This window comes from Variovorax sp. P1_H2 (assembly GCF_056405295.1).
Genome location: NZ_JBFUCJ010000097.1, coordinates 1 through 15878 on the forward strand (window position 1 = coordinate 1; position 15878 = coordinate 15878).

The 15878-nt window shown below is 66.6% G+C and carries 20 protein-coding genes; 9 read left to right on the top strand and 11 right to left on the bottom strand.

The genetic code is table 11. The annotated features are described in order from the left end of the window. Positions 1 to 53: 53 nt before the first annotated feature. From AC1D2E_RS26255 to orn, 4 genes are all read right to left on the bottom strand, one after another. On the bottom strand, positions 54 to 482 hold the full coding sequence (locus AC1D2E_RS26255) for a cyclophilin-like fold protein (protein WP_478200121.1): 429 nt from the start codon (positions 480 to 482) through the stop codon (positions 54 to 56). Between the two features lie 130 nt (positions 483 to 612). Further along, positions 613 to 1578: an AraC family transcriptional regulator gene (locus AC1D2E_RS26260; protein WP_478177193.1), complete on the bottom strand. Its 966-nt coding sequence runs from the start codon at positions 1576 to 1578 to the stop codon at positions 613 to 615. Positions 1579 to 1773: 195 nt separating this feature from the next. Continuing rightward, complete coding sequence (locus AC1D2E_RS26265; protein ID WP_478177192.1) at positions 1774 to 3666, bottom strand: DEAD/DEAH box helicase; 1893 nt, start codon at positions 3664 to 3666, stop codon at positions 1774 to 1776. A gap of 220 nt (positions 3667 to 3886) precedes the next feature. Beyond that, a complete protein-coding gene (orn, locus tag AC1D2E_RS26270) occupies positions 3887 to 4474 on the bottom strand; it encodes an oligoribonuclease (RefSeq protein WP_478177191.1) in 588 nt (195 codons plus the stop codon). Positions 4475 to 4591: 117 nt separating this feature from the next. Between orn and AC1D2E_RS26275 the strand changes: the two genes are divergently transcribed. From AC1D2E_RS26275 to rsgA, 3 genes are read left to right on the top strand one after another with little or no spacing between them, the layout of a single operon-like run. Then, positions 4592 to 5863, top strand: coding sequence for a M48 family metallopeptidase (locus AC1D2E_RS26275; protein ID WP_478200122.1), 1272 nt, complete (start codon positions 4592 to 4594; stop codon positions 5861 to 5863). Between the two features lie 14 nt (positions 5864 to 5877). After that, positions 5878 to 6213 carry a 4a-hydroxytetrahydrobiopterin dehydratase gene (locus tag AC1D2E_RS26280; RefSeq protein ID WP_478200123.1) on the top strand — a complete coding sequence of 112 codons (336 nt, stop codon included), beginning with the start codon at positions 5878 to 5880 and terminating at the stop codon, positions 6211 to 6213. Between the two features lie 21 nt (positions 6214 to 6234). Continuing rightward, positions 6235 to 7176, top strand: coding sequence for a ribosome small subunit-dependent GTPase A (rsgA, locus tag AC1D2E_RS26285; protein WP_478200124.1), 942 nt, complete (start codon positions 6235 to 6237; stop codon positions 7174 to 7176). A gap of 3 nt (positions 7177 to 7179) precedes the next feature. Here rsgA and hisC read toward each other — a convergent pair whose 3' ends face one another. The 7 genes from hisC to rpsP form a co-directional block, all read right to left on the bottom strand. Further along, positions 7180 to 8262 carry a histidinol-phosphate transaminase gene (gene hisC, locus AC1D2E_RS26290; RefSeq protein WP_478200125.1) on the bottom strand — a complete coding sequence of 361 codons (1083 nt, stop codon included), beginning with the start codon at positions 8260 to 8262 and terminating at the stop codon, positions 7180 to 7182. Beyond that, a complete protein-coding gene (locus AC1D2E_RS26295) occupies positions 8259 to 9260 on the bottom strand; it encodes a CobD/CbiB family protein (RefSeq protein ID WP_478177186.1) in 1002 nt (333 codons plus the stop codon). Before AC1D2E_RS26295 ends, hisC begins: the two co-directional genes overlap by 4 nt. A gap of 45 nt (positions 9261 to 9305) precedes the next feature. Further along, a complete protein-coding gene (locus AC1D2E_RS26300; protein ID WP_478200126.1) occupies positions 9306 to 10022 on the bottom strand; it encodes a CoA pyrophosphatase in 717 nt (238 codons plus the stop codon). 166 nt (positions 10023 to 10188) lie between these two features. After that, a complete protein-coding gene (rplS, locus tag AC1D2E_RS26305; RefSeq protein ID WP_478200127.1) occupies positions 10189 to 10572 on the bottom strand; it encodes a 50S ribosomal protein L19 in 384 nt (127 codons plus the stop codon). Between the two features lie 111 nt (positions 10573 to 10683). Next, the gene (trmD, locus tag AC1D2E_RS26310; protein WP_478200128.1) at positions 10684 to 11430 is read right to left on the bottom strand and encodes a tRNA (guanosine(37)-N1)-methyltransferase TrmD; all 747 of its coding nucleotides are present in this window, start codon (positions 11428 to 11430) and stop codon (positions 10684 to 10686) included. Positions 11431 to 11458: 28 nt separating this feature from the next. After that, positions 11459 to 12013, bottom strand: a complete 555-nt coding sequence (rimM, locus tag AC1D2E_RS26315; protein WP_478200129.1) for a ribosome maturation factor RimM — start codon at positions 12011 to 12013, stop codon at positions 11459 to 11461. Between the two features lie 97 nt (positions 12014 to 12110). Then, positions 12111 to 12374: a 30S ribosomal protein S16 gene (gene rpsP / locus AC1D2E_RS26320; protein WP_478200130.1), complete on the bottom strand. Its 264-nt coding sequence runs from the start codon at positions 12372 to 12374 to the stop codon at positions 12111 to 12113. A 165-nt stretch (positions 12375 to 12539) separates the two neighbouring features. On the opposite strand from rpsP, the gene AC1D2E_RS26325 reads away from it, so the two are divergent. From AC1D2E_RS26325 to AC1D2E_RS26350, 6 genes are all read left to right on the top strand, one after another. Beyond that, positions 12540 to 13061, top strand: a complete 522-nt coding sequence (locus tag AC1D2E_RS26325) for an N-acetyltransferase family protein (protein WP_478200131.1) — start codon at positions 12540 to 12542, stop codon at positions 13059 to 13061. Continuing rightward, positions 13058 to 13504, top strand: a complete 447-nt coding sequence (locus tag AC1D2E_RS26330; RefSeq protein ID WP_478200132.1) for a TM2 domain-containing protein — start codon at positions 13058 to 13060, stop codon at positions 13502 to 13504. The genes AC1D2E_RS26325 and AC1D2E_RS26330 overlap by 4 nt, the downstream gene beginning before the upstream one ends. Positions 13505 to 13699: 195 nt before the next feature. After that, positions 13700 to 14128, top strand: coding sequence for a PAAR domain-containing protein (locus AC1D2E_RS26335; protein ID WP_478200133.1), 429 nt, complete (start codon positions 13700 to 13702; stop codon positions 14126 to 14128). Next, the gene (locus AC1D2E_RS26340; protein ID WP_478200134.1) at positions 14129 to 14686 is read left to right on the top strand and encodes a PAAR domain-containing protein; all 558 of its coding nucleotides are present in this window, start codon (positions 14129 to 14131) and stop codon (positions 14684 to 14686) included. It begins immediately after the preceding gene. Then, entirely contained in the window at positions 14686 to 15396 is a 711-nt protein-coding gene (locus AC1D2E_RS26345) for a hypothetical protein (protein WP_478200135.1), read from the top strand. Before AC1D2E_RS26340 ends, AC1D2E_RS26345 begins: the two co-directional genes overlap by 1 nt. 34 nt (positions 15397 to 15430) lie before the next feature. Further along, positions 15431 to 15811: a hypothetical protein gene (locus AC1D2E_RS26350; protein ID WP_478200136.1), complete on the top strand. Its 381-nt coding sequence runs from the start codon at positions 15431 to 15433 to the stop codon at positions 15809 to 15811. Positions 15812 to 15878 lie beyond the last annotated feature (67 nt).

Below are 15878 nucleotides of genomic sequence, written 5' to 3' on the forward strand. Positions count from 1 at the left end.
CCTGAGACCTTGCGGGACAGACCAAGAAATGCGCAGCAGTTCTTGCTCTGTCCTCAACCGACTGAAACCCTTGCTGGCCCGTTTGCGGCCCAGGCCCTCTGCCGGGCGGCAGCGGCCTGTCCGCTGTCTCCCGCAGCCACTTCGATGCTGACCTTCAGAGGGCCGGGGACACGGAACTCCTCCGCATCGCCATCGAGCCTGCCGAGGACATGAAAGCCGCCTCTGATCTTCTGGCCGTCGTGGCGATGGAAGATCGCGAGGTCGGGGCCGGGCGTCCAGCAGATCATGTCGCCGACCTCATAGGCCCGAGTCTGCGTGCCCCGGCCCGAGATGGCGCGGGGCAGCGGACCGAACTTCTCTCTGTTGAAGAGATCGTGCATCGTGATCGTGAGCGGCAGCATGGCAGTGAATTCCCGCGCCGCCTCGTTGTCAGCCAAGGTCGCCGGAATCACCTTGCCATTCAGTTTCAGATGGATTTTCATGATTGACCTCTAGCGTGGAGCCCATCGAAAGGGCGAACGCCCTCCACGGGATGCCGACCATCGGCATCGCCGATGTGGCGATCGGATTGGAAAATCGGCCGCTGCCGACGGCAGCGCTGCGCTCGTCCGGTCAGGCGCTCTTGCGGCCCAGTTGAAGTTCGCGCAGGCGCTTGACGTCGCGCGCCGGCGGCAAACCGAAGAAGCGGCTGTACTCGCGGTTGAACTGCGACTGGCTCTCGTAGCCCACGCGGTGCCCCGCCGTGGCGGCATCCACGTGTTCGCTGATCATGATGCGCCGCGACTCCTGCAGCCGCAGCTGCTTCTGGAACTGCAGCGGACTCATCGCCGTGACGGCCTTGAAGTGCTGGTGCAGCGACGACACGCTCATGTGAACTTCGTCCGCCAGGTCTTCGACCCGAAGCGGTTCCTGGAACCGCTGCGAAAGCATGCTGATGGCATGCGCGATGCGCTGGCTGTGGCTGTCGACCACGGCCATCTGGGCCAACCGCCAGCCGTCGGGCGACCTCAGCAGGCGGTACAGGATCTCGCGGGTAATCAGCGGCGCCAGTGCCGGCACGTCTTCGGGCGAATCCAGCAGCTTGAGCATTCGCAGCACCGGATCCAGCAACGTGGTCGACAGCTCGCCGGTGAAGATGCCGCGTTGCGACGCCCGCGTCGGGAAGGTCTCGCCGAGCTGAAGCTCCAGGGCGAGGGCCGCGATGTCCTTGACGTCGAAGCTCAACCGCAGTCCGAGGTAGGGTGCGTCGGGCGATGCGTCGACCACCTGGCCCGACACGGGGAGGTTCTGCGCCACCACCAGGTACTGGCTGCTGTCGTAGATGTAGACCTCTTCGGCGAGCAGCACCCGCTTGCTGCCTTGCGCCAGCACGCAGAAAGCGGGTTCGTGCATCGCGTGAACCGGATGCTGCATCTGCGACGCCCGGGCCAGCGTGAGGCGCGGTATCGCCGTCTCGTGCGCGCCGTCGGTGCCGGTGACGCGGTCGATGATCGCGGCGAGCTCGGCCCTCATCACGGTGGTCTGCAGCTGATCGACGGGACGATCGCTGCGCAGTGCGTGGGGGGTGGATGTCTGCATGGCCTGAAGCTTATGCATCCCGCCGCGATTTGTCTCGGCTCTCTTCAAGCCGCCGGAGGATCGTGCAAACATCGTCAACGATCCAGCAAGGGTGGGTTCGCATTGCGTGCCGGGCGCCTTCCCAGAAACAACAAAGCCCGCACGAATGCGGGCTTTGTTCGGGGAACGCGAGCGGCTGCAAGAGCCGCTCCAGGCTCAGCGCGTCGGCTTGAAGCCGCGCGGCTTCTGCGCGTCACGCGGCACGAAGACCTTGCCGCCGCCAGCATGGCCGCGCGGCGCGAAGCCATCGCCGCGACCGGCGCCGCCGCCGAAACCACCGCGCGGGGCATTGTCGAAGCCGCCGCGGGGGGCGCTGTCGCCCCAGCCCGGCTTGCGGCCGTAGCCACCGCCACCTTCATCGCGGCCACCGCCGAAACCGGCATTGCCCGCATTCTGGAAGCCGCGCGGCGCACCGGCGCCCGGGCCGCGTGCATTGCGGTCGTTGAAGCCGCTGGCGCCGGCGTAGCTGCTGCCGCCGCCACCGAAGCCACCGGCGTTGCCGCCGCGATGGCCACCGCCGCCACCGAACTTGCGGTCGCGCGAATGGTTGTCACGGCTGTCGCGGCCACGGCCACCGAAGTCGCCTTGCGGACGCGATTGCGGCGCACGCTGCTGCGGCTCGAGGCCGGGGATCACCTCGGACTTGAACTGCTGGCGGGTGTAGCCCTCGATGTCGAAGATCCGGCGGCGGTCACGCTGCTCGGCGAAGGTGATCGCCAGGCCGTCGCGGCCGGCACGGCCGGTACGGCCGATGCGGTGGGTGTAGTCCTCGGCCTTCATCGGCAGGCCGAAGTTGAACACGTGCGTGATGGTCGGCACGTCGATGCCGCGCGCGGCCACGTCGGTCGCCACCAGGATCTGCACCTGGCCCTGGCGCAGCGCCATCAGGCGGCGGTTGCGCAGGCCCTGGCTCAGCGCGCCGTGCAGCGCCACGGCGCTGAAGCCGTCTTGCTGCAGGTCGTTGGCGAGGCCGTCGCATTCGACTTGCGTGCTGGCGAACACGATCGCCTGGTTGATGGTCGTGTCGCGCAGCCAGTGGTCGAGCAACTTGCGCTTGTGCTGCATGTTGTCGGCCCAGAACAGGCTCTGCTTGATGTTGACGTGCTTTTCCTGCGGGCTGTCGATGGTCACGCGCTGCGGCTCGCGCATCACGCGCTGGGCCAGCTGCTGGATGCGCGGCGCGAAGGTGGCGCTGAACATCATGGTCTGCTGGCGTTCGATCGTCAGCTGGTTGACTTCGGCCAGGTCGTCCGAGAAGCCGAGGTCGAGCATGCGGTCGGCTTCGTCGACCACCAGGAACTTGACCTGGTCGAGCTTGATCTGCATCGAGCGCTGCAGGTCGAGCAGGCGGCCCGGCGTGGCGACCACGAGGTCGGCGTTCTGCAGCTTGGCGATCTGCAGCTGGTAGGGCATGCCGCCCACCACGTTGGCGATGCGCAGGCCGCGGCAATGCTTGACCAGGTCGATGGCGTCGTGCGCCACCTGCTGGGCGAGCTCGCGCGTCGGGCACAGGATCAGCGCACCGGGCGTGGCAGCCTTGAAATGGCGCGAATTGGTCGGGTCCTTGCGCTTCGGCTTCTTCGGCGGCGCTTCGCCGCGCGCGGCGGCTTCGGCGGCCAGGCGCTGGAACTCGGCCTTGGCGGCAGCCTCGGCCTCGGCCTGGCGCTGCAACAGCGTGTGCAGCACGGGCAGCAGGAAGGCGGCGGTCTTGCCGCTGCCGGTCTGGCTCGACACCATCAGGTCGACGAAGCGGGTGGCGCCGTCGGCACCGCCGCTGGCGGTCATGGCGCGCGGGATCACCTGCTCCTGGACGGTGGTCGGCTGGGTGAAGCCCAGGTCTTCCACGGCGGCGATCAGCTCGGGCGCCAGGCCCAGCTTGATGAAGCCGTTGGGCAGCTTCGGCTCGGCGGCGGTCTCGATGGCGTCGAGGGCCTCGAGCTCGGGGGCATCGTTGGCAATGGAAAGCGACTCGCTGGTCACGGCGGCAACAGCGAAATCATCGGATTGCACAGGCGCGAACTCGCCCTGCGCTTCAAAAGCGTCGGTCATTGATTCAATCTCAAACGCGAGCGCTGCCGAAGGCGGCGCCCCGTCGGGTGGTGAAAACATCAACCATCCAACGACGTTCAGCCGTCGACTCTCGTCGGGGCTGCGGCCCGTAGTTCAGTTACTCGGGCGCGATGTGCAAGATAGGGAGATGCAAGGAAACGCTGAAAGCTCTTCAGCGAAGCCAACGATTATCGCATGAACTCGGGTTTTTACCTAATCTTCAATCCTGAAGCTTCAGAAAGGTCTCCCGGTAATGCACGAGTTCATCGATCGACTCGTTCACGTCGGCCAGCGCCGTGTGGGCCTGCTGCTTCTTGAAGCTGTTGTAGGCCGCCGGCTTCCAGCGCTTGGCGAGCTCCTTCAGCGTGCTCACGTCGAGGTTCCGGTAGTGGAAGTAGGCCTCCAGCTTGGGCATGTACTTGACCAGGAAGCGGCGGTCCTGGCCGATCGTGTTGCCGCACATCGGCGAGCCGTTCTTCGGGATGTAGCGCGAGATGAACTGGATCAGCTCTTTTTCGGCCTCGGCTTCGTCGACGGTGGAAGCCTTGACCTTGTCGATCAGACCGCTGCGGCCATGGGTGCCCTTGTTCCAGGCGTCCATGGCGTCGAGCAGCTCGTCGCTCTGGTGGATCACCAGCACCGGCCCCTCGATCCGCGGCGTCAGGTCGGGCCCGGTGACGACCACCGCGATTTCCAGCAGGCGCTCTTTCTCGGGGTCCAGGCCGCTCATTTCGCAATCGAGCCAGACGAGGTTCTGGTCGCTCTTCTTGAGCGTGGCGGGCGCGGTCGGTTCGGTGGTTTCTGGCATCGGGCGATTGTCGTCGATGGCCCCGGCCCCGCCCTCGCGCCGGACGCCCCTGATGCCAGCAGGCCGACCGGACGCCGGGCGCCTGGGCCCGGAAAGGCGCGGGCTAAACTCGCCGGCATGTCCAGCCCCCTGCCCGCCTCCTTCATCCTCACGATGGCCTTCGCGCTCGCGCTGGTCGCGGGCCTGGCCATGAAGTTCTGGCTCGCCAGCCGCCAGGTGCGCCATGTGGCGCGCCACCGCAACGCCGTGCCGCCCGCCTTCCAGCAGGCCATCACGCTGGCCGCGCACCAGAAGGCGGCCGACTACACCGTCGCCAAGACCCGCTTCGGCCTGATCGAGATGGCCTGGGGCGCCGCGGTGCTGCTGGCCTGGACCCTGTTCGGCGGCCTCGACCTGCTGAACCGGCTGCTGCTCGACGCCCTGGGTGGCGGCATGTGGCAGCAGCTGGCGCTGCTGGCCGCCTTCGCGCTGATCGGCGGCCTGGCCGAGCTGCCTTTCACGCTGTGGCAGACCTTCAGGCTCGAAGAGCGCTTCGGCTTCAACAAGATGACCTGGCGGCTGTGGCTCACGGACGCGGCCAAGGGCCTGTTGCTCGGTGCGCTGATCGGCCTGCCGATCGCGGCGCTGATCCTCTGGCTCATGGGCGCCGCCGGCAAGCTCTGGTGGCTCTGGGCCTGGGGCGCCTGGATGGGCTTCAACCTGCTGCTGATGCTGGTCTATCCCACCTTCATCGCGCCGATCTTCAACAAGTTCAAGCCGCTCGAAGATGCCGCGCTCAAGGAGCGCGTCAATGCGCTGATGCAGCGCTGCGGCTTCGCGGCCAAGGGCCTGTTCGTGATGGACGGCAGCACCCGCAGCGCGCATGCCAACGCCTATTTCACGGGCTTCGGCGCCAGCAAGCGGGTGGTCTTCTACGACACGCTGCTGCGTCAACTGAATGCCGGCGAGGTCGAGGCCGTGCTGGCGCACGAGCTGGGCCACTTCCGCCACAAGCACGTGATGAAGCGCATGGCGGCCATGTTCGCCTTGAGCCTGGCCGGCTTCGCGCTGCTGGGCTGGCTGTCGGCCCACACCTGGTTCTACACCGGCCTGGGCGTGCAGCCCAACCTGGCGGCGCCGAACGACGCTCTGGCGATCCTGCTCTTCATGCTGGCGCTGCCGGTGTTCGGCTTCTTTGTCGCGCCGCTGCCGGTGCTGGTCTCGCGCAGGCACGAGTTCGAGGCCGATGCCTATGCGATCGCGCAGACCAGCGGCGCCGACCTCTCTGCTGCCCTGCTCAAGCTCTATCAGGACAACGCGTCGACCTTGACGCCCGACCCGCTCTTCGTGAAGTTCTACTATTCGCATCCGCCGGCCTCCGAGCGCCTCGCGCGCATGACCTCGGCCTGACCTGAAACACGACCATGAACAGCATGCTGAAGATCAAGGACTGGAAGACCGAGGCCCGCCGGGCGCTGAGCGCCACCGAGATCGTGGCCGGCCTGGCCCGCCTCGAGGGCTGGAAGCTCACGGGCGACGGCAAGGACGTCGCGATCGAGAAGAGCTTCGGCTTCGCCAACTACTTCGAGACCCTCGCCTTCGTCAACGCGTTGGCGCTGGTGGCGCACCGCCAGGACCACCATCCGGACCTTTCGGTGCACTACAACCGCTGCGTGGTGCGCTTCAACACGCACGACGTCGGCGGACTCACGGCGACCGACTTCGAGTGCGCGGCGCAGGCCGACGCGCTGCTTTCTTGAGCCGCCCGATGGACCGCCGCCTTGGCTAAGCAACAGCGCGGCGGCAGTGCCGGCGCTGCCTTGCGCGATGGGCTGGTGGTCGCCAGCTACGGTCGCCACTGCCTGGTCGAGACACCCGAAGGCGAACGCCTGATCTGCCATCCTCGCGGCAAGAAGAGCCAGGCCCTGGTCGGCGACCGCGTGCAGTGGCAGGCCAGCGAGGACGAGGGCACGATCGAGAAGGTGCTGCCGCGCAAGAACCTGTTCTACCGCCAGGACGAGATCCGCACCAAGTCCTTTGCCGCCAACCTCGACCAGGTGCTGATCCTGATCGCGGCCGAGCCCGAGTTCTCCGAGACCCAGCTGACCCGCGCGCTGATCGCTGCCGGTGCGGAGCGGATCACGCCGGTCATCGCGCTCAACAAGAGCGACCTGGCGGTCCCCTTCGAACGGGCCTCACAGCGGCTCGATCCCTACCGCCGAATGGGCTATCGCGTGCTGCCGATGTCGCTCAGGGCCGACGGCGGGGCGGGCCATGCCGAGCTGACCGAACTGCTCGCGGACAAGGTCACGCTGGTGCTGGGCCCTTCCGGCGCCGGCAAGAGCACGCTGATCAACCTGCTGGTGCCGGGCGCCAGCGCCCTGACCGGCGAGATCTCGCAGGCCCTGAACTCGGGCAAGCACACCACCACCAGCACCACCTGGTACTGGGTCGATGCGGCGCGCACGACCGCGCTGATCGACTCGCCGGGCTTCCAGGAATTCGGGCTGCACCACATCGAGCCGATGCAACTCGCGCAGCTGATGCCCGACATCGCCGGGCAGGCGACCGACTGCAAGTTCTACAACTGTACGCACCTGCACGAACCCGGCTGTGGCGTCATCGCGCAGGTCGAGTCGCCGACGCACCAAGGCGCGATCAGCGCCTCGCGCTACCGGATCTACGGCGAGCTGTTCGCCGAACTGAGCCAAACCCGATACTGATCGCTACCGGGATTCGTCGAGGATCTCGCCGAGCGCATCGACCAGCGCTCCGCACTGCTCGCGCGTGCCGACGCTGATGCGCAAAAACTGCGCGATGCGCGGCTGGGCGAAATGGCGCACCAGCACGGCACGGGAACGCAGTGCCGCCGCGAGAGACGCCGCGTCGTGCGCCGGGTGGYGCACGAACAGGAAGTTGGCTTGAGAGGGCAGCACTTCGAAGCCGAGGTCCTCGAGCTGCAGCGCCAGGCCTTCGCGGGTGTCGACCACGGCGTCGCGGGTCTTTGCGAACCAGGCCTCGTCCTCGAGCGCGGCCACGGCGCCGGCGCTCGCGAGCCGGTCGATCGGATAGGAGTTGAAACTGTTCTTGACCCGCCGCAGGCCGTCGATCAGCGGCGCCTGGCCGCAGGCGAAGCCGACGCGCAGTCCGGCCAGCGAGCGCGACTTCGACAGCGTCTGCACCACCAGCAGGTTCGGATGGCGGGCGATCAGCGGCAAGGCGCTCTGGCCGCCGAAATCGACGTACGCCTCGTCGACCAGCACGACCCGATCGGGGCAGGCCATGAGCAGCTTCTCGATCTGCGCCAGCGGCAGGCCGACGCCGGTCGGCGCATTCGGATTGGCGACCACGATGCCGCCGCAGCCCGCCGACGCCCGCGCCGCGAGCGCGTCGGCATCGATGTGCAGCGCGGCGTCGACCGGCTGCAGCGCGCAGGCAATGCCATAGAGCTGCGCGTAGACGCGGTAGAAGCTGTAAGTGATGTCCGGCAGCAGCAGCGGCGCGTCCTGCTGGAAGAAGGCGAAGAAAGCGTGCGCCAGCACTTCGTCCGAGCCGTTGCCGACGAACACCTGCCGGCTGTCGAGGCCATGGCGCACCGCGATCGCCTCGCGCAGCACGGTCGATTCGGGGTCCGGATAGAGTTCCAGCCCAGCCTCCGCCGCGCGCTGAATGGCATCGATCGCCCGCGGCGACGGCGGGTACGGGTTCTCGTTGGTGTTGAGCTTGACCAGCTTGGCGATCCGCGGCTGCTCGCCCGGCACATAAGGTTCGAGCGCCGCGATGCGGGGGCTCCAGAAGGCCGGGGTCATCCGAGCAGCCGGGCCAGCGTCAGCAGCGCCAGCAGCACCATCCACATCACGACCGAGCGCCAGACCAGGCCGACGACGCTGCGCAGGTGGGCAGGCTCGGGCTCGCGGCCCGGGGTGCTGCCGCCATCGGGCGCCGGCCCGCCGGCGAAGGAGTCCCCGGCCTGGGCGCGCGACAACGGATCGTTGAGCGGCACCGCGCTCAGGGTGCCGCCGCCGAGGCTGACGTTGACCGCCCCCGAGGTGGCCGCGAGGATCACGCCGTCGTTGGCGTTGGGGAAGCGGCGGGCGTCGTTGCGCCAGCAGTCGATCGCCTCCTCGAAGCTGCCGACGACCGCGAAGCCCAGCGCCGTGATGCGGGCGGGCAGCCAGTCGATCAGCCCCCAGGCCTTTGCCGCGGCCTGCTGCACCCAGATGCTGGACGGCTGCATCGAGGCCCCGTTCTTGTGGGCCCAGTAGCGCGAGACGAACTCGCTCATGCGATAGAAGACCGCGCCGGCCGGGCCGAGGCCGATGGCCGCGAGAATCGAGAACCAGGCCAGCACGCCGAACACGTGCCGGTGCGCCGCGATCACCGAGTGTTCGATCACGTGGCGCACGATCTCGCTGCGCGGCAGGTCGGCGGCGTCGACCTGCTGCCAGTGGGCGAGCAGCGAGCGCGCCAGCGGCTCGTCGCCTTCGTCGAGCGCATCGCGGATGCCGGTGAAGTGATGGCTGAATTGGCGGAAGCCCAGCGTGACGTAGAGCAGCGCAATGCTCCAGAGCACGGCGAAGGGCAGGCCCAGCGTGAGGACCAGCGCCCAGTGGACCGCCAGGGCCAGCAGCGTCGGCACGCCCACCGCAAGGCTCCACGCGACCCATCCGTGGTGCGGCTTGCCGGCGTCGAAGTTGCGGCTGGTCCAGCGCGTCCACGCCAGCACGCCGCCGTAGACGGGGTTGTGGTAGGCCAGCGGACGCACCTGCTCGATCAGCAACGCGCAGAGGATCGCAAAGAAGCTCATCAAAGGATTCTAGAACCCTCCGGAGACCGGCCCGCGAGGGCGCGCTCAGGCGCTCAGGAACCGGTACAGGTTGCGCAGCATGCCTGCGGTCGCGCCCCATACGAAGCGCTCGTCCGGCCCGTCCTGGTAGGGCATCGACAGCCACTCGCGCGACATCATGTCGTCGCCGACCAGGACGTGGCGGCGATGATTGGCGGGGTTCATCAGGAAGGCGAACGGCACCTCGAAGGCTTCCTCGACCTCGAAGGGATTGAGGTTCAACTCGAAATCCGGCCGCACCAGAGCGACCACCGGCGTCACGATGAAGGAGGTGACCGTGGTGTAGGTCGGCAGGCTGCCGAGGATCTCGATGTAGTCCGCCGACAGGCCGACTTCCTCCCAGGCCTCGCGCAGCGCGGCGGCGGCGATGTTGGCGTCCTCGGGGTCGACCCGCCCGCCGGGGAAGGCCACCTGCCCCGAATGGTTCTTCAGGTGCGAGCTGCGTTCGGTCAGCAGCACCGTCGGCTCGTCGCGCATCACGATCGGCACCAGCACCGCGGCCTGCGCCGGCGCGCGGTCGAACAAGCGCGGCTCGCGGCGCAGTTCGGGCGTCCAGTCCGGCGGCGTGGCGAAGCGCTCGCGCAGGGCCCTGGCGCCCAGCCGCGCCGGGTCGACCGCGGGCAGGCCGCTGTCGACACCGATCGCGGGCACCTCTCGCGGGTCGAAAGACTGCAAGGCCGGCGGAACGACGGCGTTGATGACTTCGACGGGAGAGGCGCGCATGGCCGGCGGTGGAGTGGTCAATGAAGGAGCTCGACGAGTAAAACGCAAAAGGCCCGCATGTTCGGCGCGGGACACGCAACAAAGTCACGAACAGGGCGCCGTCTTGCGGCACCAATGCAAAAAGCCGCCCGGAGCGGCGGCTTTCTGCACGGCAAGGGCTCGCTGCTTACTGCGCAGCCGCTGCGGACGGGGCCTTGCCCGGCAGCTTTTCCTTGATGCGTGCCGAACGGCCGCTGCGCTCGCGCAGGTAGTACAGCTTGGCGCGGCGGACATCGCCGCGGCGCTTGACTTCGATCTTGGCGATCAGCGGGCTGTAGGTCTGGAAGGTGCGTTCCACGCCTTCGCCGCTGGAGATCTTGCGCACGATGAAGCCGCTGTTGAGGCCGCGATTGCGCTTGGCGATCACGACGCCTTCGTAGGCCTGCAGACGCTTGCGGGTGCCTTCGACGACGTTCACGCTGACGATGACCGTGTCACCGGGCATGAAATCGGGAATCTGTTTGTTGAGCCGGGCGATTTCTTCCWGCTCGAGAGTCTGGATGAGGTTCATTTTTTCCTGTGTTCGATCATGTCCGCGCTACACAAAAGGCGCCGTTCGAGTCCAGTTGAATTGAAACCACTGGGCTCGGCGCGGCCGGGCAGAGGATCGGGGAGCCAAAGATTATAGCTTTCTTTTGAGCGTCTTTTCGTCGAGGGCGCTGAGCCGGCCAGCGCGCCTGGCCGCCTCGATCAGATCCGGCCGCTTGTCGCGGGTGATCGCGAGCCGCTGATCGCGGCGCCAGCGCTCGATCTGCAGATGGTGGCCCGACAGCAGCGGCGCCGGCACGCCTTCGCCGCGCCACTGCTCCGGCCGCGTGTAGTGCGGGCAGTCGAGCAAGCCGTCGAGCGCCGGATTGAAGCTGTCCTGCACATGGCTGGCCTCGTCGCCGAGCACGCCGGGCTGCAGCCGTGCCACCGCATCCAGCAGCGCCATCGCCGGGATCTCGCCGCCCGAGAGCACGAAGTCGCCCAGGCTCAACTGGTGCGTGACGCGGGCATCGATGAAGCGCTGGTCGATGCCCTCGTAGCGGCCGCAGACGAGTACCGCGCCCTCGCCGCCCGCCCATTGCTCGACCACCTCGTGGCGCAGGCTCTCTCCGATCGGCGAGAACAGCAGCACCGGCGCCGGCGCGCCGCGGGCGGCCAGCGCGGCATCGAGGCAGGCCGCAAGCGGCTCGGCCATCATGACCATGCCGGGGCCGCCGCCGAAGGGCCGGTCGTCGACGCGCCGGTAGTTGCCTTCGGCGAAGTCGCGCGGATTCCACAGCACCACCTCGACCTGCTTCGATTCGTAGGCGCGGCGGGTCACGCCGCTCGCGAGGAAGGGCGCGAACAGCTCCGGAAAAAGGGTGATGACGTCGAAGCGCATGGCGGCACCGAGGCCCGGCCTGGACGGCTCAGTAGTCGGGCTGCCAGTCGACCGTGATCAGTCGACCCGCGAGGTCGACGCTGTCGACGAAGGCCGCGACGAAAGGCACCATGCGCTCGACCGGCTTGCCGTCCTCCTGCGCATCGATCACCAGCGTGGTCTGCGGGCCCGAGGCCAGCAGTTCGCGCACGGTGCCGAGCGCCACGCCCTCGCGGTTGACCACGGCGAGGCCGATCAGGTCGACCCAGTAGTACTCGTCATCGCCGGCGGTCGGGAAGCTCGAGCGCGGAACGAACACGCGCGCACCGCGCAACGCCTCGGCCGCATTGCGGTCGGGCACGTCCTCGGACGAGGCGACGATGCAATCGGAATGTTCCTTGGCTTCGCGGATCGCGAGCCGGAACGCGCGGCCGCCCGCGGCGCCCGGAGGCTGGAGCAACCAACGCTTGGAGGAAAAAAGCGCCTCGGGCTCGGCGCTGTGGGGCAGGACCTTGAACCAGCCCTTGATGCCCCAGGCATCGGCGATGCGCCCGACTTCGATCGCATCCGCCGGCAATTCGGCGGCTTCGAGGGTGGGCAGCATATCGTGCGCGCTCAGACGCCGCCGGGCCGCCCCAAGGCGGCTGCGGCCCCCTCGGGGGGCAGCGAGGACACGACAGTGCCGAGCGTGGGGGCCATGTTCAGGCTGCTGCCTTGGGAGCGGCAGCGGCGGCTTGCTTGATCAGGCGGGTGACCGTGGGCGAGGCTTGGGCGCCGACGCTCTTCCAGTAGCTCAGGCGGTCCTGGGCGATGCGGATGCTTTCCTCGTTTTCCTTGGCGGTCGGGTTGTAGAAACCCAGGCGCTCGATGAAGCGGCCGTCGCGGCGCACGCGCTTGTCGGAAACGACGATGTTGAAGAACGGACGGCCTTTGGAACCGCCGCGGGAGAGTCGAATGACGACCATGATTTATCCTTGGGGTGGTGCAGCAAACCCGAGAAGGCCTGCCCCACAGTGTTCTTCCAGCGTCGAGACACGCGACATGGCCACCCGGCCAGCGCACGCTGAAAAGCCCACGATTATAGCCCGCTCTCCTGATTCTCCAATTTCCGGCCCCGCCGAACTCCCAGAATGATCCAGATCCGCCCCAGCCGCGACGAAGACATCGCCGCCATCACCGCCATCTATGCCCACCACGTGCTGCACGGCACCGGCACCTTCGAGACCGAGGCGCCGAGCGCCGACGACATGGCCGCCCGCCGGGCCGATGTGCTGGCCAAGAACCTGCCTTACCTGGTGGCCGAGCGCGACGGCGAACTGCTCGGATTCGCCTACTGCAACTGGTTCAAGCCGCGCCCCGCCTACCGCTATTCGGCCGAAGATTCGATCTACCTGGCCGACAGCGCCCGCGGCCAGGGCCTCGGCGCCCAGCTGCTGGCGGCGCTGTCGCAGGCCGCCGAAACGGTCGGCGTGCGCAAGTTGATCGCGGTGATCGGCGACTCGGCCAACGCCGGCTCGGTCGGCGTGCATCGCGCCCAGGGCTTCAGCCACGTCGGCGTGCTGAAGGACTGCGGCTGGAAGTTCGGCGAATGGCGCGACGTCGTGCTGATGGAAAAAGTGCTCGGCGAAGGCAGCAGCACCCGCCCCGAATGAAGAACAAGACCCTGGCCGTCTGGCTGGCCTTCCTGGGCGGCCCGCTGGGGCTGCATTGCTTCTACCTGCGCGGCTTCGGAAGCCTGCTGGGCTGGCTGCTGCCGATCCCGACCGCGCTCGGCCTCTACGGCATCGAGCGGGTCCGCCTGTACGGCAGCGACGACGGCCTGAGCTGGGTGCTGATCCCGATGCTGGGCTTCACCATTGCGGGCTGCGCCCTCACCGCCATCGTCTACGGGCTCATGACGCCCGAGAAGTGGAATGCGCGCTACAACGCCGGCCGTTCCGGGGATGCCGCGGCCGGCAACACCGGCTGGCTGACCATCGGCGCGGTGGTGCTGGCGCTGTTCTTCGGCAGCACGATCCTGATGGCCAGCATCGCCTTCAGCTTCCAGCGCTTCTTCGAGCACGAGATCGAGCAAGGCCGAAAAATGTCGCAGTAGGCCCGCGCCGACGCGAGCGCTCGGCGCCAATGCTGTCGCCTGTGCTCAGGAACAAACGAGCGGAGCCCGAGCGCCAGGCACGTTAGTCCGTCGTCACAAAGGACTTTTCCTCGTCGGAAAATTCTGGAAATCTGTCGCTAGGAACAAAGTCACGACTTTGGGTGCTAGCTTTCCAATCCTTCAAAAGGAGAGGATATGCCCGCTACACCCAGCCCGCCGTTACAAGCTCAGTCGCAAATTCACCACGGGACGCCCGAACGACTTCCAGACCGTCCGATCAAGTCCATCTTTCCGCTTGCCACGCTGGGCGCGACGACGKCTCGCGGCGGCACAGTTGCCAGCGCCAGCACCGGCATTTGCATTGAAGGTCACCGAATCGCTTGCGTGGGCGACGTGGTGCGCTACCCGGACGGCTCAGAAAGCAAGATTGTCTCTGGGGCTGGCGTCGCAATGATGTTCGAAGGCAAACCCATTGCCATCGTCTGCAGTGCCACAGACAACGGAGACACCATCGTCAGGAGCTTGCAGGATCAAGGGCAAATTTGGGAGTGCGCGGACGACGTGTCCATTGCCGGCTTTCTTGAGGCTGGCTACAACAGTCACAAAGCCGGTCAGGGTGAATAGATGGGCACGCGGTACTACATCCATGTGGGCGATACCACGACCAGCGCGGGCTTGGTTCTAACGGGACTCGCCACGCATCTCTGGCATGGTCATCAATGCTCGTTCGAGGGTGACCAAGTGTTTTGCCGAACGTGCAAGAGCGTCGGCTTTATACGCTGCATCGGCGACCGTATACCATCGACCGGTCGCCACGGAAGAGAGCAGGCCCTCAGCGATGACTTGTGCATCTGTCGTTGTCCGATTCCGCCTCGGCTTGTGGCGTCGCAAGTCACTTACTCCACCAGCGGCAACTCTGATGGAGGTTCTGTCGACCTCTCCACACTTGCGACCGCGCCATTCCAATATGGACTGCCTCCCACCCGCGAGGCCGACAAATACGATCAGCGTTTTTGCGTCGTGGAGGAGTCGACCGGCGAGCCTATCAAGGAGCGCCGGTACAAGCTGACGTACCGAGGCGGAGAGATGCTGGGGCGCACGGACGGCCATGGCTACACGGAGCGAGTCTCTGGCAATGCGGGTGACTCGATTGAAATCGAAGTGCTGGCGGAGGGCGCATAGTGGCCATTCCTCTGCTGGTGCCAATCGCAACCGGCGTCGCCGCGCTCACACTTAAGAGCGATACGGCACCGGCGACGATCTACGTCAAGCGACCTCGCGGAACGCTCTACTGGGGCGGGGCAGGACTCGACGGGGCCTACATTCAGCCGCAATTGCAAGCACTCATCGCTGCGGGGATCAAGAACGTGAGCGTCGGCCTGAGCAACACGGGCAGCGCTGGACTTCCCGAGTTCGCGAAGACAGCGGGCACACTGATCGACGCATTTCGGGCAGGCGTGCCCATTCGATACGAGGATGATGGGGAGTGGGTCATCACAAAGGGAATGAGCTCCGCCGCCCCTCAGTTCAATCTGATTGGATACTCCTATGGCTCACTGCTTGCCGCGCAAACCGCAAACTTCTACTCGAAGCGCGGCCACGTCGTAGATCATCTCGTGCTGATTGGTTCACCCATCGATGCAGGTTTTCTCGCCAACCTCAGGACAGCACCGCACATCAGGAAAGTCGCCGTGATCGATCTCGGAGACAAGGGCGACCCGCTCTATGCGGGGATGACGCAGATGGAAATTGTGAAAGCCATCCCGACACTGGGTCAGCAGTTCACAAGCGGCAAAGCAGAAGGTCATTTCTACTACGCTCAAATTGTGAAGGACTCGGTGAGCCGTTGGAAGTCCTTGGCGGAAAGGATATTCAGTGAAGGACTTCGATAGCAGGCGGCTTCGGTCTGTCCGCATAGTGAGCATCATGATTGCGGCATCCTCCCTGCCGTTTCTGTGGTCTGTCATCGCCTACCCGATCGATAAGGGTACCGTCTTTGTTGGACCTATCACCGCCTACATGGGGATGTCGGTAGGCCTGTGGCTGCTCTTGAGCACTCTTGGCCTCGGGACCGCGCTATGGACGCACTTCAGAAGCCCGGCGATGCGGCGGCCGTCTTGGTTCGCACTGAGCGCCGCCGAGTGCGCATACATCCTCTCGTTCGGTATCGCCGGCTCTGTCATCAGCTACACGCTGAACGGCTTCTTCATCCTCGACTGGGGTGTGTGGCTGCTTGGCGCGTGCGCGATCGGACTTGTCGTCTCACTTCGCCAGGTCGTGCCCCGGATGGAGGTAGGTCCCAAGTAGCTGGCGATGGCTTCCTCCGCGACCTCAGGCTGCCTCCGGTGATTTCGTTCGGACTTGCATCGCTCCT

What these genes read in the sequence shown, in the direction of transcription:
- AC1D2E_RS26255 (WP_478200121.1), bottom strand. Translation starts at nt 482, where the DNA reads ATGAAAATCCATCTGAAACTGAATGGCAAGGTGATTCCGGCGACCTTG.
- AC1D2E_RS26260 (WP_478177193.1), bottom strand. Translation starts at nt 1,578, where the DNA reads ATGCAGACATCCACCCCCCACGCACTGCGCAGCGATCGTCCCGTCGAT.
- AC1D2E_RS26265 (WP_478177192.1), bottom strand. Translation starts at nt 3,666, where the DNA reads ATGACCGACGCTTTTGAAGCGCAGGGCGAGTTCGCGCCTGTGCAATCC.
- orn (WP_478177191.1), bottom strand. Translation starts at nt 4,474, where the DNA reads ATGCCAGAAACCACCGAACCGACCGCGCCCGCCACGCTCAAGAAGAGC.
- AC1D2E_RS26275 (WP_478200122.1), top strand. Translation starts at nt 4,592, where the DNA reads ATGTCCAGCCCCCTGCCCGCCTCCTTCATCCTCACGATGGCCTTCGCG.
- AC1D2E_RS26280 (WP_478200123.1), top strand. Translation starts at nt 5,878, where the DNA reads ATGAACAGCATGCTGAAGATCAAGGACTGGAAGACCGAGGCCCGCCGG.
- AC1D2E_RS26295 (WP_478177186.1), bottom strand. Translation starts at nt 9,260, where the DNA reads ATGAGCTTCTTTGCGATCCTCTGCGCGTTGCTGATCGAGCAGGTGCGT.
- AC1D2E_RS26300 (WP_478200126.1), bottom strand. Translation starts at nt 10,022, where the DNA reads ATGCGCGCCTCTCCCGTCGAAGTCATCAACGCCGTCGTTCCGCCGGCC.
- trmD (WP_478200128.1), bottom strand. Translation starts at nt 11,430, where the DNA reads ATGCGCTTCGACGTCATCACCCTTTTTCCGGAGCTGTTCGCGCCCTTC.
- rimM (WP_478200129.1), bottom strand. Translation starts at nt 12,013, where the DNA reads ATGCTGCCCACCCTCGAAGCCGCCGAATTGCCGGCGGATGCGATCGAA.
- rpsP (WP_478200130.1), bottom strand. Translation starts at nt 12,374, where the DNA reads ATGGTCGTCATTCGACTCTCCCGCGGCGGTTCCAAAGGCCGTCCGTTC.
- AC1D2E_RS26325 (WP_478200131.1), top strand. Translation starts at nt 12,540, where the DNA reads ATGATCCAGATCCGCCCCAGCCGCGACGAAGACATCGCCGCCATCACC.
- AC1D2E_RS26330 (WP_478200132.1), top strand. Translation starts at nt 13,058, where the DNA reads ATGAAGAACAAGACCCTGGCCGTCTGGCTGGCCTTCCTGGGCGGCCCG.
- AC1D2E_RS26340 (WP_478200134.1), top strand. Translation starts at nt 14,129, where the DNA reads ATGGGCACGCGGTACTACATCCATGTGGGCGATACCACGACCAGCGCG.
- AC1D2E_RS26350 (WP_478200136.1), top strand. Translation starts at nt 15,431, where the DNA reads ATGATTGCGGCATCCTCCCTGCCGTTTCTGTGGTCTGTCATCGCCTAC.